14 protein-coding genes and 2 pseudogenes are annotated in these 15,833 nt (G+C 57.8%); 9 read left to right on the top strand and 7 right to left on the bottom strand.

Annotated elements, in window-relative coordinates:
• Window positions 1-914, top strand: a 914-nt coding sequence (groEL, locus tag A3AU_RS0127140; RefSeq protein ID WP_027055677.1) for a chaperonin GroEL, incomplete at its 5' end; no start/stop codon positions are given.
• An 88-nt stretch (window positions 915-1,002) separates the two neighbouring features.
• Here groEL and A3AU_RS1000000138375 read toward each other — a convergent pair.
• Together A3AU_RS1000000138375 and A3AU_RS0127135 are read right to left on the bottom strand one after the other, a co-directional pair.
• Window positions 1,003-1,205 (bottom strand): annotated as a pseudogene (locus A3AU_RS1000000138375) (transposase); the annotation flags it as partial.
• A gap of 200 nt (window positions 1,206-1,405) precedes the next feature.
• Complete coding sequence (locus A3AU_RS0127135; protein WP_027055676.1) at window positions 1,406-2,263, bottom strand: sterol desaturase family protein; 858 nt, start codon at window positions 2,261-2,263, stop codon at window positions 1,406-1,408.
• Window positions 2,264-2,833: 570 nt separating this feature from the next.
• Here A3AU_RS0127135 and A3AU_RS01000000136195 point away from each other — a divergent pair.
• Window positions 2,834-3,200, top strand: a pseudogene (locus A3AU_RS01000000136195) (IS6 family transposase); the annotation flags it as partial.
• 291 nt (window positions 3,201-3,491) lie between these two features.
• Window positions 3,492-4,985, top strand: coding sequence for an NAD-dependent succinate-semialdehyde dehydrogenase (locus A3AU_RS0127125; protein WP_051355484.1), 1,494 nt, complete (start codon window positions 3,492-3,494; stop codon window positions 4,983-4,985).
• A gap of 73 nt (window positions 4,986-5,058) precedes the next feature.
• On the opposite strand, the gene A3AU_RS1000000139180 is transcribed toward A3AU_RS0127125, so the two are convergent.
• The 3 genes from A3AU_RS1000000139180 to A3AU_RS0127110 all read right to left on the bottom strand — a co-directional run bounded on the left by A3AU_RS1000000139180 (window position 5,059) and on the right by A3AU_RS0127110 (window position 8,136).
• Window positions 5,059-5,280: a hypothetical protein gene (locus A3AU_RS1000000139180; RefSeq protein WP_133117242.1), complete on the bottom strand. Its 222-nt coding sequence runs from the start codon at window positions 5,278-5,280 to the stop codon at window positions 5,059-5,061.
• Window positions 5,281-5,745: 465 nt separating this feature from the next.
• Window positions 5,746-6,432, bottom strand: coding sequence for a transposase (locus tag A3AU_RS0127120; protein ID WP_081709688.1), 687 nt, complete (start codon window positions 6,430-6,432; stop codon window positions 5,746-5,748).
• A gap of 618 nt (window positions 6,433-7,050) precedes the next feature.
• On the bottom strand, window positions 7,051-8,136 hold the full coding sequence (locus tag A3AU_RS0127110; RefSeq protein ID WP_027055673.1) for a cytochrome-c peroxidase: 1,086 nt from the start codon (window positions 8,134-8,136) through the stop codon (window positions 7,051-7,053).
• Between the two features lie 432 nt (window positions 8,137-8,568).
• Between A3AU_RS0127110 and A3AU_RS1000000139175 the strand changes: the two genes are divergently transcribed.
• Complete coding sequence (locus A3AU_RS1000000139175; RefSeq protein ID WP_154674679.1) at window positions 8,569-8,763, top strand: hypothetical protein; 195 nt, start codon at window positions 8,569-8,571, stop codon at window positions 8,761-8,763.
• Between the two features lie 164 nt (window positions 8,764-8,927).
• Window positions 8,928-9,188, top strand: coding sequence for a helix-turn-helix domain-containing protein (locus A3AU_RS01000000136190; protein WP_027055672.1), 261 nt, complete (start codon window positions 8,928-8,930; stop codon window positions 9,186-9,188).
• A gap of 1,295 nt (window positions 9,189-10,483) precedes the next feature.
• Here the strand turns inward: A3AU_RS01000000136190 and A3AU_RS0127095 are convergent.
• Window positions 10,484-11,899 carry a mannose-1-phosphate guanylyltransferase/mannose-6-phosphate isomerase gene (locus tag A3AU_RS0127095; protein ID WP_027055671.1) on the bottom strand — a complete coding sequence of 472 codons (1,416 nt, stop codon included), beginning with the start codon at window positions 11,897-11,899 and terminating at the stop codon, window positions 10,484-10,486.
• On the bottom strand, window positions 11,899-13,332 hold the full coding sequence (locus tag A3AU_RS0127090) for a phosphomannomutase (RefSeq protein ID WP_027055670.1): 1,434 nt from the start codon (window positions 13,330-13,332) through the stop codon (window positions 11,899-11,901). Before A3AU_RS0127090 ends, A3AU_RS0127095 begins: the two co-directional genes overlap by 1 nt.
• A gap of 484 nt (window positions 13,333-13,816) precedes the next feature.
• Here A3AU_RS0127090 and A3AU_RS1000000141010 point away from each other — a divergent pair, with 484 nt between their 5' ends.
• From A3AU_RS1000000141010 to queD, 4 genes are all read left to right on the top strand, one after another.
• Window positions 13,817-13,933: a Fic family protein gene (locus A3AU_RS1000000141010; RefSeq protein ID WP_418001081.1), complete on the top strand. Its 117-nt coding sequence runs from the start codon at window positions 13,817-13,819 to the stop codon at window positions 13,931-13,933.
• Between the two features lie 93 nt (window positions 13,934-14,026).
• Entirely contained in the window at window positions 14,027-14,248 is a 222-nt protein-coding gene (locus A3AU_RS1000000140890) for a hypothetical protein (RefSeq protein WP_027055669.1), read from the top strand.
• Between the two features lie 523 nt (window positions 14,249-14,771).
• Complete coding sequence (gene queC, locus A3AU_RS0127075; protein WP_027055668.1) at window positions 14,772-15,470, top strand: 7-cyano-7-deazaguanine synthase QueC; 699 nt, start codon at window positions 14,772-14,774, stop codon at window positions 15,468-15,470.
• Entirely contained in the window at window positions 15,470-15,826 is a 357-nt protein-coding gene (gene queD, locus A3AU_RS0127070; RefSeq protein WP_027055667.1) for a 6-carboxytetrahydropterin synthase QueD, read from the top strand. The genes queC and queD overlap by 1 nt, the downstream gene beginning before the upstream one ends.
• Window positions 15,827-15,833 lie beyond the last annotated feature (7 nt).

The raw sequence follows: 15,833 nt of genomic DNA, 5'->3' as shown, positions 1-15,833 counted from the left end.
TCATCATCTCGGAAGACGTCGAAGGCGAGGCTCTGGCCACGCTNGTCGTCAACAAGCTGCGTGGCGGCCTGAAGATCGCCGCCGTCAAGGCGCCGGGCTTCGGTGATCGCCGCAAGGCCATGCTGGAAGACATCGCCATCCTCACTGGTGGCCAGGTCATCTCGGAAGACCTCGGCATCAAGCTCGAGAACGTCGGCCTCAACATGCTCGGCCGCGCCAAGAAGGTGTCGATCTCCAAGGAAAACACCACCATCGTCGACGGCGCCGGCAAGAAGGAAGAGATCCAGGGCCGCGTCGCCCAGATCAAGCAGCAGATCGAGGAGACCACCTCGGACTACGACAAGGAGAAGCTGCAGGAACGTCTCGCCAAGCTCGCGGGCGGCGTTGCCGTCATCCGCGTCGGCGGCGCGACGGAAGTCGAAGTCAAGGAAAAGAAGGACCGCGTCGATGACGCCCTCAACGCGACCCGCGCGGCCGTGGAAGAAGGCATCGTTGCCGGCGGCGGCGTTGCCCTGCTGCGCGCGTCGCTGACCATCAACGCTGTCGGCGTCAACTCCGACCAGGCCGCCGGCATCAACATCGTGCGTCGTGCGCTGCAGGCTCCGGCCCGCCAGATCGCGGCCAACGCCGGTGCAGAAGCCTCGATCGTTGCCGGCAAGATCCTCGAGAACAAGGGCGCGACCTTCGGTTTCAACGCCCAGACCGGCGAATATGGCGACATGATCGCCATGGGCATCATCGATCCGGTCAAGGTCGTGCGCACGGCTCTCCAGGACGCGGCCTCGGTCGCCGGCCTGCTGGTCACCACCGAGGCCATGATCGCCGAGGCTCCGAAGAAGGAGTCGGCTGGCGGCGGCATGACTGGCGGCATGGGCGGCGGCGGCATGGGCGGCATGGGCGGCATGGATTTCTAAGGTCCGCGCCTCTCACCAATCTCGAAGGGCGGCAGCGATGCCGCCCCCTTTTTTTGGAATGGAGCCGGTCGGAAAAGGTTTGGGGCTCGCGCTTCAGCTTTGCGTTCTCGTCTTCCAAGGCTTTCAGCCGTTTGGCATCGGAGACGTCCATCCCGTCATACTTCGCCTTCCAGTTATACAGCGTCTCGGAGATCCCATGCTTGCGCGCCAGGTCGCCCGCCTTTGCTCCCGCCTCATGCTCACGCAGAACCGCGATGATCTGCTCTCTTCCGTAAACCGCTTTCTCTTCATCAGTCCGTCCTTCAATCGAGGCCGGACTCCTCAGGTGGGGGAAATTACCCGTGGCAGGCCAGTCGTCCGCGCATTGCCCACCTGTGGTAGTTCCAGATCCTACGTCTCCGAAGGCCAGCGCCAAGGATCCGTCCCCTTCTAGGTCCAGTTGACGGGTTCCGACCTCGACAATCGAATTAGAAGCGTAGCGCTGCGTTCGTTTAATTCCCAGCCTTTACACCACTTCCGACTTTAGCTTTACGCCAGCGACGTCGATCAAATGGAAACATAACGAAATCGCGCACGGTGAGCGGCTCCGATTGGTCTCGGAGGCCAACTTCCGGCCACTCGTTCTTTTTTGGCCAGTATGCCGTTGCAAAAATCGTGTCCCAGATAGTTGTAAAGAACCCGTAGTTTCGGCGCTGGTGATGGGGTTCCAACGAGTGGTGAATGCGGTGGAACTTGTTGTCGCCAATGATATATCGAAGCGGCCCAAGATTGATGCGGGTGCTAGAGTGTGAAAGATGGACCTGAAAAGTAATCAGCGTCATGGCAACAAAAGGCACTACGCCAGATTCGAAGTGGAACAGCGTGAGTGGTAGTGACACCAACCCTGCGGCAACGAGTGGCTCGGAAATGTGATGATGGCAATTCCATGCCGTCAATTCGCGGATCGAGTGGTGAGTAGCGTGCATGCGCCAGAGGAATGGAACAGCATGCTGAGCGCGGTGCATCCAGTAGTAGAAGAAGTCGCCGGCAATCGCGACCAAAACGCCTGAAAGGACGGCCAATCCATTATTAATGATTGCGTTGTCAGAGTGAAGCAACGTACCGAAATTGATCGTTACAAGCGGCTTTATCCCTAACCAGCCCACGCTCACAGCGTAGAAGTGCCACATAAAGGCACCACATCCGAGGCGAATAATATAATTTCGCACGCCGCGAGCGTATGAAGCAAAACTGTATCGATAAGCCGGAAAGGTTAGCTCCAGCGCGGCGCATAACGTTGCGAAGATTACAACCATCTCAAGCGAATACACGAAGATCTGGGTCATTTGGTTAATATCGAGAATGTGCATTTCTTTGCTCCTGCGAATCCTTCAAAATGAGGGGCTCTCATCAACGCAGTGCCTTCGTCACGAGGGCCCAATGTTATGCCTCTCCGGCGCAGCGCTAAACTCGAGTCGGCATCCGGACCGATATCCGCGCAGAAATCACGGCGCACGGCAGGGATGTGCTATGCAGTTTTCACAGAGAGTTAAAATTAGTTTTTTGGATAGACCCATCCATCTCCCAAATGGTTGGAGGAGCCCCAGTAGACGAAGTGGTTTGCGCAAAACGACCAGCTATGCGCCAGTGATGAGGCGTGCAGCAGAGGTTGCATAGCCAGCAGCGTTGCGAACGGAGATCGTGTCTCAGGAAGTTCTCTAATCGCCTTCGTCAATAGGCTCCTTCTCTCCTCGTTGGTGCAGCGCCTGCCGGGCTCAGGTTCGCCGCATGTTTGCGTTGGACGGGTGAGGTCGAACTGGTGTTCGCGGTTCCGTAGGACCGCATGCATGGGAGCGACCTCATCCGCGCAGCGTCCCGGCAAGGATGCAACTCGGGAACTGGAGTTGATGATGGAAATCGAAAACTCCTTATTAGAGCATGGACCCAACTATGCGCGTCGTTTACGTCGGAAGGCGCCGGCGAAGGACGATATATGGCATCTCGATGAAGTCGTGGTGCGGCATCAACGGTCAGAAATGCTGGCTGTGGCGAGCAGTCGATCAAGAGGGCTATGTGCTCGACGAGATCGTCCAGACGCGCCGCAACACCAAGGCTGCCAGGCGCTTGCTGATGCGGCTTCTGAAGAACCAGGGCATCGCGCCAAAGCGGATCACCGACAAATTGCGCTCCTACGGGGCGGCAAGACGCCAGGTCATGCCGAACGTGGAACACCGATCGCACAAAGGATTGAACAACCGAGCAGAGAATTCCCACCTTCCGTACCGAAAACGAGAGCGGACGCGACAGGGGCCGTTGCTTATCGGCTTGCCTGAAAAGCCACAGCGGGAACTTGCGCGCCCGTACCTCAAATAACGTGACAGCACCGCAAAAGGGGTTCGCGATGCTCTTCACGAGCCCGTCCCGCGTGTGCCTGTCATGAAGTGAAAGCTTTCCGAAGCGCGAATCGAGATTGAGGCTGTCATTGCTCTCGGCTAATCAGGAAGCTGCTTTTGCAAAGACGGAGGGCCGGTCGATCTCGTCCGATCGTCCGGCACAAGGTGTGCTTATTAGTACATTAGCGCAGCTAGTAACTTAGCCATGAAGGGGGACCACGGTTTGACCGTGACACAGTCGCTGACGAGACGTCTCAAAAATCCCGAGCTATTTGACGATCTGGCCGGTGTGCCTGGTCGGAATGCGGAGCAAGCCACGAGGCGCTTTTCGGTGTTCAATCCCTCAACAGGCGAGCTGTTGGCTGAGCTTCCAGATATGGATGTCCGGGACGTTTCCTTGGCAATCGACAAGGCCGAAGCTGCGCAGGAACATTGGGCGGCGCTCACCGCGCGCGAGCGCTCCGACATCTTATGGGAATGGCACCAACTGATCCTCGACCACAGCGAGGATCTTGCAGCCATTTTGACGGCCGAAATGGGTAAGCCGCTTGCAGAGGCGAAGTCTGAAATCGCCCATGCTGCAGCCTACCTCCAATGGTATGCCGAGGAGGCCAATCGCATCTATGGCGAGACGATTTCGCCGCCTTCTAACGATAGGCGTATGCTGGTAATCAAACAGCCGATCGGTGTTGTCGGTGCCATTACTCCTTGGAATTTTCCCGCCTCGATGGTGGCTCGCAAGATTTCGCCGGCGCTTGCCGCCGGCTGCGCGATTGTTCTGAAACCCGCGGAGCAAACACCGCTTGTCGCGGGTGCTATGTTCACGCTTGCCCGGATGGCAGGTTTTCCCGATGGCGTTCTAAACTTGATCTACGCATCGGAAGGCGATGCGGTTGGGCGTGAACTTTGCTCGAACCCGAAGGTCCGCAAGATTAGCTTCACGGGGTCGACCGCGGTAGGGCGGCTGCTCATGAGGGCGTGTTCGGACCAGATCAAAAGAACCAGCTTCGAACTTGGTGGTAACGCTCCTTTCATTGTTTTTGATGATGCAGACGTAGACGCTGCCGTCGATGGTGCGGTACAGGCAAAGTTTCGGAATGCCGGCCAGACCTGCGTTTCAGCCAATCGGCTTTACGTACAGTCCAGCGTGTATGATGAATTCTGCGACAAATTCACCAAGCGCGTCAGTGCATTGCGCGTCGGTGACGGTTTCGAGCCAGAAGTTTCGATCGGTCCCCTGATCGATAAGTGCGCGCTTGCAAAGATTGAAGATCATATTCGCGATGCTGTGCGGCAGGGTGGGAAGATCCGTTGCGGTGGCAACCGTATCGGCGAATCGGGAACATTCTTTGAGCCCACGGTGATCACCGACGTCGAAAGGACAATGCGGGTTGCTCAGGAAGAAACCTTCGGACCGCTGGCTCCCATAATCCGCTTCAACAATCCCGACCAGGTGGTGCGCGAGGCGAATGACACGATTTACGGTCTTGCAGCCTACTTCTACGCTTCCAATCTAAAGCGTGTGTGGCGCGTGGCTGAAGCCCTCGAATACGGAATGGTCGGCATCAATACGGGACGCATGTCCTCCGAGGCCGCACCCTTTGGCGGAATGAAGCAATCAGGGATTGGTCGTGAAGGGTCGCGCCACGGCCTCGAGGATTATCTCGAAATGAAGTACCTGTGCATGGGTGGGTTATAATCCCGCAGCATCCGCGTCCCATTGACATCGCGCTGACAATCCGCCGCGGCCATCATGGAATGGTGGCCTTCGATCAAGGCCCAGCGTAAACCTTGATGCCGTCATCGCCGCCGCCATCCTCGCCTTCGGCCGTATTCACCGCTACCTGATTCACCACGTGCTTGCCATGTAATCCGCCAGGAGTGGTTTTCCTGTCTCGGCCGCGATACTGGACCAGATCAACGAGCACAGGGGCGTGCTCGCCACCTGTCGAGCCGTGCTCGCAATAAGGAATTCGCCGCGCTGGATTGATCATTAGTCCGACGGCACGGCGGTCCCCTTAATCCGCCCATTATTTCCGGAGCTTGGTTTGTCGCCGACACATGCGCGAGCGTCCCTCGGGTTCGACCGGCCGCCGATGACCGCCGCGAGCCGAATGCGCTTAACAAGATGGCCAATCGCCCGCTCGATTTGACGCATTCACTAGGAGAGTCCCGGCAAGGGCCTGAGATATTGCTGGCTTTCGCGGCGCAGTGACCCATTGAGCCTGATCAGTTCATACTGGCGTAGAACGTACGGGCGCTTTGCGAGGTCCGATGCACGAAAACCTTGTAAAATAGGCAGGCCGAACTGCCCACCTCGCGGAAAATCCACAAGCCCGGTGCCATCCACCCGCACATCAGGGTGCTGGTGCGCGAAATTTCCGTCCATCCGACAGCCGGCGAGCCTTCGATCACAGTTCTACGATCCGTCTGGTCGAATGGCGGCATCTTCTGAAGCCTTATTGCAGCCCTAGCTTCCTCTTCAGTTCCGCGTTCTCTGTGCGCAGGCGTTCCGCGAGCAGGCTCTTCAATCGCTTGTTTTCTTTCTCGAGGGCGACCAGGTCCTTCAGATCGTCGCCATCGGATCTAGGCGCCGCGGTCCTCTTCCAGTGATAATAGGTCTGTTCCGATATACCGGCCTGCTTTACGGCACTCTTGAGAGTGGTGCCGCCGCTGATCGACGTCTCGACCTGAGCGAGCTTCTGGGCGCGCTCTTCTCCGGAGTAGACCTTCCGGGCGCTCCGCACGGCCGCTGCTGTTGCTGTTGCTTCCTTCGCCGGGGACGCCGTATTGGCGCCATTCTTGCGACCGGGCTCAGTCTTTGCCTTCCGCGACGGTGGGGTTTTCTTCTTCGTTTCAGGCGTCCTTCCTTTGGGAGCGTGTTCGGTTGCAGTTTCTACTGATTCAGCGTCTAGGGGATTTGCCATGAGATACTCCGCTCGCGGTTTGTGCGCGTGTTCAGCATCAAGGGCTATGACATTAGAGTCAATCAGCCGACGATTTGGCAGATCCATGTCTTTGAGCTCCCTTGTTGTGTCGGCTATAGCTGCGGAGAGATCGACATCGCCCCAGATGGAATGGCCCCGTTTTTGATAATTGCGCTTTTGTTTGACCTCCACAGTGAACGGTCGGGTCTGCCGCCTCATAGTTTCTTCCTTGTTAGAACGAATTGCACAGGAGGTCGCGGCTGACGAAGACTGAACAACTGGCGCTTCCTCGGTTGCGCCGAGCTATATGGATGAGATAGCCCGAGAGCAAGCGGCACTTGCGGTGTACATTGACAAATGCTCAAGCCACGTCGCTGGCTGGTCGCAGCTTTGTTTTCATATCGGTGCGTTTGCAGAGCTGGAACAGCTGCTCGCGCGTCGCAACGCCATCGAGCACGTTTTGAAGGGGTGGATCTGAAGGCATCCGGTTTCTGCTGGGCGCACGCCAACGCCGCGCGGAATATTGTCCGCGATGGCTCGATCAGGTGGTTGCGAGCTTGGCAGCGAATCTAAGGCGGGGGGTGCATGCAGCGACATATCACGACACAGTCGGCTAGTCGGAGCGTCTGATCGACTGGCCGGCAAGGCGGTCATGCTGTCGTGACGCATGTGGGCGTCGACGGTCAGGTTTTCACTTAGCGTTTCAATTTAATTCGGAAATGAAAGTCCACCTCGCTCTCCAGTTGGATAGGCCTCGCCGGAAAGTCATGATCGTCTCGTCCCAGTGAAGGTCGCAATCGTTCCTGATTGCGACCTTCCCTAGCCAGTTCCGGCCAATCATTGCGCGGGGATATGCAATACAGGTCGAGGCGTTGTCGGGGTTTCGGCGGGTAAGATGGGATAGGCGACCTCCGGTACTTTTCCGGTCAGCGAATTAAGGAAGGCAACGAGCAGGTCGACTTCTTTTTCCGTCAATTCTTGGCCGAGCTGGGTGGTCCCCATAATGGCGACGGCCTGTTTCAGATCCCAAACCTTGCCCGAATGAAAGTATGGCGCGGTGAGTGCTACGTTGCGCAACGGCGCCACGCGGAAAACATAGGAATCGTCGGCTTCATGGGTGACGGCAAATCGGCCTTTGTCGTTTTCCGGCAGAACATCGGTGCTGGGCTTTTCAACGAGGCCGAATGGGTAATAGCCCTCCCCACCCACGTTGATACCGCCGTGGCAGGACGAGCAGCCTTTGTCCATGAAAAGCGTCAGGCCCTGTTTCTGTTCGGAAGTCATAGCGGCGTCATCGCCGTTGAGGAAGGCATCGAAGGGCGCCGGTGTGACCAGTGTCGCCTCAAAGGCTTCGATTGCCCTGGCGACGTTTTCGAAGGTGACGCGATCGGCTTCGCCCGGGAAAGCTGAATTGAACCACTCGACATATTGCGGCATCGACTTGAGCGTGGCGATGAGTTGACCTGGTGTGTTGGCCATTTCGACAGCGGCTTGGATCGGTGCCTTGGCCTGAGCCTTTAGGTCTTCAGCACGACCATCCCAGAACTGCGCGATGTTGAAGACAGCGTTCAGTACCGTCGGCGCGTTGCGCGGTCCCTTCTGCCAACCATGGCCGATCGAGCTTTCATGATTGTCGTCGCCCCCGGTGGCCAAGTTGTGGCACGAATTGCACGACAAGACGCCCGACGCCGAGACGCGTGGATCGAAGAACATTGCCTTGCCTAGGGCTATCTTCTCCGGTGTGATCGGGTTGTTGGCGACTGTCGGCGTGATGGACGGTAGAGCCTTGAAGGTGGCCCGTGCCGTTTCTCTGAGGTATACGGGGATCGTTTGCGCAGCAAAAGCGATGGCCGGCAACGCGACAGCCACCGCAGTGAATAGGATTTTCACAAGTGATCTCCCTGCGTTTTGCACGGAAGCCATTGTTGATATGCGGTTCGTGAACGCCTTGCGCTAAAGGCGGCAATCCTCCTTGCATAAAATCGATTCTGACGCGGACCTGACATATTGTCTTCCTTCGTTGCATTGCGCGCGATGTCACCCACGATGAACGCCAGTCGGTATCTCCTGTCGCCTCTCGAGAAGCATCAAAAGTCGTGCCAACTTAGCAGAGGGAACCTCCGGGGGATTTTCTGGTCATCATTCAATAGGTTGAACGAAGTCGCAGCGAAGCGCAGCCCTACTCCGGTGTCGCGAATCTGACAGCCAACAGTCGGGCTGAAACAGAGAAATGTTGGTCCCTCAGCGTCTTGTCCGATGGGCGCCGGGCCTCCTGCATGGGCGGGAGGGGACCACACGGTACAGCTCAAGATGAACGCCGCCGGCAAGCATCGCTAGACAGTCCCCGCAGATACTTTGACGCTGGTCCGCGAGCTGGTGCGCCTAGTGCCCGACCGCCAGATCGCGCGGCTCCTCAATCGCGCCGGTAAGCCGGCGCGCGTTGAAAGGGGCCTCGCAATCATCGATATGAACGTGATGACGGCGCTGCAAACTGTGTCGTCGAATTGTGGCCACTGGAGCAATCGTCGTAAAGCGGGCCAAGGTTCTTGATCTAAACGGCGGCGGCCGCCATATTAGCGCAGCGCCTCTCACACGTTCGAGAGTGATCGCATTTTTGGATGCCGCCGGCTCGGGCTGTTTCGGCATCCTATTTCAACATCGGCCGCCGCTTGTTTCGAGTTATCGAATGGCCGTTCTCTGCATTTGGAGGCAAAATGACCGCAACGCCTTTCGCGCTGCCCGAGGCAGTGCTTACCGCAATCTCAAACGGAAAACCCGTAATTCAGGCATATCGGGAACATCTTGGCTATTCGACCGAGGACATTGCCGTGACCAGCGGTCTGACAGTCGAGGAGGTCGGGCTGATCGAATCTGGCCATTGTTTCGACAAGGGCTATCGCGATCGGATCGCTCGGGCGCTTGGCGTGGCTGAGAGTATCTTCGATGAAATCTCGGGTATCCCGAACGCTGCCTGACGTCGACCTCTGAAGATTACCCGCCGCCTGCCAGGTCGGATCAAAATCCCACGGGTATATCAATACCCTTACGGCGGCGGGCGGTGTCAGAATTCTTATTTCTACGGAATCGATTCGCTCTGCGGAAGATCGGCCTCATGCTGGGCGACGCGGATGTAACCTTGGCCCGCACGAGAGGCCAGATCTGTGGATAGAGAGAACCGGCTAGCCGCGTTGATGGGTCCCAAGGAAGCCACAAGAACTTGGGAACAAAAGACCAAAGGAGGCCAAGCGAAACATACGCAGGGGTGCCTGTCGAATTTGAGCGCGAGTGGGAATTTATCCGGTTCACACACCGCTTAGAAAATGGAAATGATCCGGGACGTGGCGCGCCGGCGGCCATTATGAACGAGCATAAGTCGCGACCGAGAGGCGCATCACTTTGCCAAAGCCGTGCACGATGAATGGATCACAAAGTTCCGAGAGAATCCGAGCGAACAGCTGCACTGGCACACCGGCCGGTACGAGGGCATGTGGACAAAATATCCCTACCCGATGGTGGCGCCGAACTACGGCACAACGATCAGCGCTTGCGAAGTCGAGCGCTTAGACGAAAGATTTCGGCGAAACCACCCGAGGCCATCAGGAAGGTTCGTCACGATGAAAGCGATCCCTTGCCCGTTCTGCACAAGCTGCGAGGTTAGGCCATATGAGACGGACGAGGCGCGCGTTGTGATGAAATGCGAGGACTGCGGTGCATCGGGGCCGGTCTGCATCGACGAAGTCAACGCCGTCGAAAGCTGGAATTACCGTCCATCTGCCCAGCCCGAATAGGATTGTTCACTTGGCATGGCGATAGCGATGCGCCTACGTCTAATGGCCCCGGTCCGTCACCGGCGCGCAGGAGCGTATTATCTTCGTCAGCCGGTGCCGCGTTTCTCTTCCGGGCCCCCGCCTGTCAGCCCGGCGCATGCTGGCCTACCCCGTCAGAGTGCCAGGCCGCTCATGTCGCGCCTGCCGTACATGGCAACGAACCTTATCGCGCACCTGATCGACTGATATTGCCGATCACCTTCCGCAACTCGAGCGGCTGTAGCAGCGCATGCCGTTGCAGCGGATGCGCAAGTGTCGTCTGACAATCTCGCCGGAAAACTGCCGTCTCAACAATTCGGCCAGCCTGTCGTTCGACATCGCTCACTAGCCGTACTCATAAAACCTGTTCTGGTTTGCCTCGCCTAGCAGCCGGTCGCCTGACAGCCCACATGCCGACGCAGGTTCGGTCTGCAAGCCATCGTAGGGCATGTGACGTTGGACTGTCAGGTTCGACCGTATACGTCCTCAAGCCGCACGATGTCATCTTCGCCGAGATACTCGCCGCTTTGGACCTCGATCATCACCAGTCCGATATTGCCGGGGTTTTCGAGCCGGTGTTTGTGGCCGCAAGGGATATAGGTGGATTGATTAGTGGTCAGGAGTAGCTCCTGGTCGCCGTTGACTATTTTCGCAGTGCCGCTGACCACGACCCAGTGCTCGGAGCGGTGATGGTGCATCTGCAGGCTCAAGCGTCCGCCCGGCTTCACCTCGATGCGCTTGATCTTGAAGCGCTCGCTTTCCTCCAGAACCGTGTAGGTGCCCCAGGGCCGGTGCACGGTGCTGTGAAGCAAATGCGCTTCATGTCCCGCAGCCTTGAGGCCCTCGAAGAGTTTCTTGACGTCCTGGACGCGATCACGGGATGCAACAAGCAATGCATCTGGGGAATCCACGATCACCAGGTCGCTGATGCCGACGGTGCCGATGACGCGTTTGTCCGAGCTTATGTAACTGCCCACGGTGTCGACCACGTGGACATCGCCGCGAATCCTGTTGCCGCTCCCGTCAGCGGCGACCAGTTCGGCCATTGCGTTCCAAGATCCAATGTCGTTCCACCCCATTTCGCAGGGAACGACGGAGAGATTGTGGGTTTTTTCCATCACCGCTCGGTCGAGTGAAATACGCGGCGCCATGGCGAAGTGCTCAGATGAGAGTTCGACGCTGGCAACATGTTCGCCGTGGCTGACGCGAGCGTTATCATAGCTATCGAGAACGGCATCGATCACCTCCGGGCAATGCGCAGCCATTTCGTCGAGCATGACCTGTGCCTTGAAGCAGAAGATGCCGGCGTTCCAGAAGAAACGTTTGGACGCGACATAAGATTTGGCAGTCTCGGCGTTCGGTTTCTCGACGAACCGGACAACTTTCTCACCGTCGGCCTCGATGTAGCCGAATGCGGTGTCTGGCCTATCCGGGGTTATGCCCAAGGTTGCGATACGCCCCTGCTGCGCCTGTTCGATTGCCCGGTTCATGGCGGTTTGAAATGCGGGCAGATCACCAATCATATGGTCGGCGGGAAAAATACACAGAACAGCATCGGGACCCTGTGTTGCCTTGGCATGGACGGTTGCCGCAGCGACGGCGGCGGCGGTATCCCGACCCTCAGGCTCAAGCAGAAAGGTGCGTGGCAAAACAACGGAATCCAGCTCGTCGAAAACGTCTTTCGTAAGGAAGAGGTGCCCCGTGGACGTCACGGTAACAAGCTCCACGACATGCTGCATCGAAGCGGCGCGCAACACGGTGTGCTGGATGAGCGAAAGTCCATCCGCCACCTTGAGGAAAGGTTTGGGGTGCGATTGCCTTGAGGCGGGCCAGAGCCGCGAACCAGCTCCACCGCTGATGATGACCGGAACCACTTTCATCAAAGGTCCTCTATCTCGTCTGTAAGCGCGAATGCCTGTGCCCCTTGCAGCGTCGAGGCGACGATCGCCATGGCCCTGCTCTCGGTCGAAGCTTCCGAGTAGCAGCGCAGTTCCGGGGCATTGCCGGAAGGCCGCAGATGTATGATCTCACCTGAAAGCATCCGCGCCCTGAGGCCATCGGTTTCGTCAACTTCGGCGACGGTCCCGAACGAGGCAAGAAAGTGCTGCAGTGCGTTCCGGCTTGCGAGATGATCCATCAATCTGCGTGAACTTTCCGCAGGGAAGTTCTGAAGCCGGTCACTGGCGCACACAGGAAGATTCCAAAGCCCGCGCAGTCGCGACAGCTTCTTTTTTGTCGACGCCATGGTACCGAGGACGGCCAGGATCGGGAGGAATGAGTCCCGCGTCGGCAGTGCAGTCAATGTCTTCCCATTCACCGCACAATCCGAGCCCAGCAGAAAACCACCATTGGCCTCAAAGCCGACGATGACGCCGCCGGCGCCGTGTAATGCTTCCATTGCTTCAATGACAAATGGAGACCCGACTTTCGTCCTCTGGACCGCGAAACCAAAGGCCTTCGAAATTCCCGAATTGGAGGTCACTGGCGTCACGATCGTGTCTGCCTTCAGGAAAAGAGCCGTTGTAAGCCCAACCAGGTCGCCGCGAAGAAGATCGCCATTTTCATCAGCGACGAGTGGCCGATCACCGTCCGCATCGGTCGACACGATGGCATCGAGACCGAATTCGCGGACCCACTTCTTCAATTTTGCGATTGTTGCTGCGTCCACGGCTTCGGTATCGACAGGTACGAAGGTCCCGGTTTTCCCGACGGCGACCACGCTGGCACCGAGCGATCGAAGAACCTGTACCAACAGTTCCGCCGCGACCGAACTGTGCTGATAGACACCAAGTCTCATGCCGGAAAGTGAGCCCGGCTCCAGCATGTCATGGGCGCGCTCTCGATAAGACGCGATCGCTTCTTCACGGTGCATAGGCCACGTCGTTCCCAGACAAGCCGTTGGTAAGCAATACGCAATTGATCTTTCGGCTACAAAGCGCGTAATCGCGGCCTCATCCGCCTTGCTGATTTCACCATTCGGGCCATAGAATTTGATGCCATTGCGATCGGCTGGAATGTGCGACCCGGTGACCATAAGAGCCGCCGCGCCGTGTTTGCATGCATATAGTGCCAGGGCAGGCGTAGGTATGGTGCCGCAATCGATCGGCTGGAAACCATTTGCGGCCAACCCCGCCATGCAATTGTCGGCTATCGCCTGACTGCTGTCACGTAGGTCGCGGCCTATGAAGACCGAACTATTCGGCTGAACCCGGCTGGAAATCAAACGCCAAGCGAAAGCTTCGGCATAAAGTCCGCTGGCCTTGCCGACCAATTCCGAAGCCAATCCTCGAACGCCGCTTGACCCGAATTTCATGATTTCGCTTTGTTAGTGGACAGGCAGGGTGGGGTCATGTTGCAATGGGCTAGTACGGTGTGGCGTAAGGACCCCTCGGAGTTCCGCCGAACAGCAGGGCATCCACTGGCACAGGGACATCCACAGTTCTCCTTCTATTGGAATCTTTTGGCGCGCTCATCTAATGATCAAGGCAGTGGAGTGATCGATCGGTGCCTGCCGGTATTTCGCTATGCAGCATCATGACAGATCCGTAAACTTGGTTGTTTGGATGGAATGCATCCATGGCATGGATAGGGCTAGAAGGCCGTCTCGATCAGCGCAATGGAACCGTGTGATTCTTAGGCATTTGGATTAAGGTCAGCCAGAGCGCTCGCCGACCATGGCGTCGCCTAGGGCGCTAGACCCAAGAAGCAGGAACCGATGCTTGGATCAGCTGGGGCGACGATCAGCGCCGACAATGTCTTTCCTTGCGACGCTTTCGGTCTAGGAAAGTTGTTCTGGAATTGCGTTCGATCAAGGCCCAGCGCAAAACCTTGATGCAGTCGTCGCCGCCGCAATCTTCGCCTTCGGCTTTGTCTACATCCATCCGTTCGAGGACGGAAACGGCCGCATTACCTGATCCACCACGTCCTTGCCATGCACCGCTTCAATCGCCGGGAGTGGTGTTCCCGTATCGGCCGCGATCCTGGACCAGATCGACGAGTACAGGCGTATGCTGGAGAGCTATTCGAAGCGCCTTCTGCCATTGGTCGAATGGGAACTGACGCCGCAATTCAACGTCCGCGTGCTGAATGACACCGGGGATTTCTACCGATACTTCGATGCAACCCGCACGCCGAATTTCTTTATGCCTGCGTTCGGCGGACGATCGAACGGTGCCTTCCTGACGAAACAGCTTTTCTGCAGCGGTACGATCAATTCCGGCAACAGGTGAATGCCTTTATCGACATGCCCGAGCGGCTGATCGATCTGCTCTTCCGTTTCCTTAACCAGAATGGTGGCCCCTATCGAGCCGCGCCCTCGGAAAGGAATTCCCCGCTCTGACCAATGACGAAGCGCGGGCGGCTCGAGGCGATCTATGCGCAGACCAGAAAACGGCAAAGCACGCGGCAGAAGCCTTTCACTGGACTGCCGGTCGACCCTTGCGTTGTCGCCGAAACTCGGGACGTCATGTTCTGGGGCAAACCGGACAAGCCGAAGGTGTGTCGGGAATGCTGCTGCGCCACGGCAGTGATTTCTGCATCGTCTGTACGCCTATATACGCAGTGCCGGCGTCAGCACCCCAGCGGTCGAAGATACGCGACAAGTCGCGTGCAAAGTCATCCTGGGGACGCTGACAACAAGGTACGTGGGCTCAATCGCGTCCACCCCATTCACAAAACCGGCTCGGTGGAGTAGTGGGAACGCAGAGAAATCTCCGGTCGCAGCCTTACCCGGTCAAAACAAGGATTCAAATCATGAATGCCCTCGTCATCTGCTCCGGCGGATTGGACTCTGTTTCGCTCGCTCACAAGGTGGCGACCGAGCAGAAACTCATTGGCCTGCTTTCGTTCGATTACGGCCAGAGGCACAAAAAGGAACTCGGCTTTGCCGCTATGTGCGCCAAGCGGCTGGGTGTTCCGCACCAGATCGTCGATATCCGCGATGTCGGCCGGAACCTGAGCGGCTCGGCGCTGACTGATAATGTGGACGTGCCCGACGGGCACTATGCCGAAGACTCCATGAGGATCACGGTGGTGCCGAATAGGAACGCCATCATGCTGGCCATCGCCTTCGGGGTTGCCGCCGCGCAGCAGGCCGATGCGGTGGCCACTGCCGTCCACGGCGGAGATCATTTCATCTATCCCGATTGCCGGCCCGCTTTTATCGACGCCTTTCAGACGATGCAGAACCATGCGCTCGCAGGCTACGCCGATATCCGCCTGTACGCTCCGTATGTGAATATGTCGAAGGCCGACATCGTCAGCGAGGGGGCAAAGTACGCCACGCCGTTCGAGGCGACGTGGTCCTGCTACAAGGGCGGTGCACGTCATTGCGGTCGCTGCGGGACATGCGTCGAACGGCGCGAAGCATTCGATTTGGCTGGCATCACCGACCCGACAGATTATGAGGACGCAGACTTCTGGCTCCACGCTATCCAGACAAGGAGCGCGTGATGTTCCGCATTACCAAAGAGTTCCACTTCTCGGCCTCGCATCAGCTCACCTCCTTGCCACCAGATCATCAGTGCGCACGTCTGCACGGCCACAACTACATCGTCGTAGTGGAGCTTTCAGGTGGCGAACTGGACGAACACGGCTTTGTGCGCGACTACCAAGATCTGGCGGCGTTCAAGCACTACATCGATGGGACGTTCGACCATCGGCATCTTAACGACGTGCTGGGGCATGACCATGCCACAGCGGAATACCTGGCCAGGCACTTCTACGACTGGTGCAAGGTGCGGCTACCCGAAACCTCCGCCGTGCGGGTGAGCGAGACGCCGAAAACCTGGGCGGAATACCGGCCATGACTTGCGC

It is taken from the genome of Mesorhizobium erdmanii USDA 3471 (assembly GCF_000472705.1).
GTDB classification, from domain to species: Bacteria; Pseudomonadota; Alphaproteobacteria; order Rhizobiales; family Rhizobiaceae; genus Mesorhizobium; species Mesorhizobium erdmanii.
This window is presented reverse-complemented; position numbering and strand designations above follow the sequence as displayed.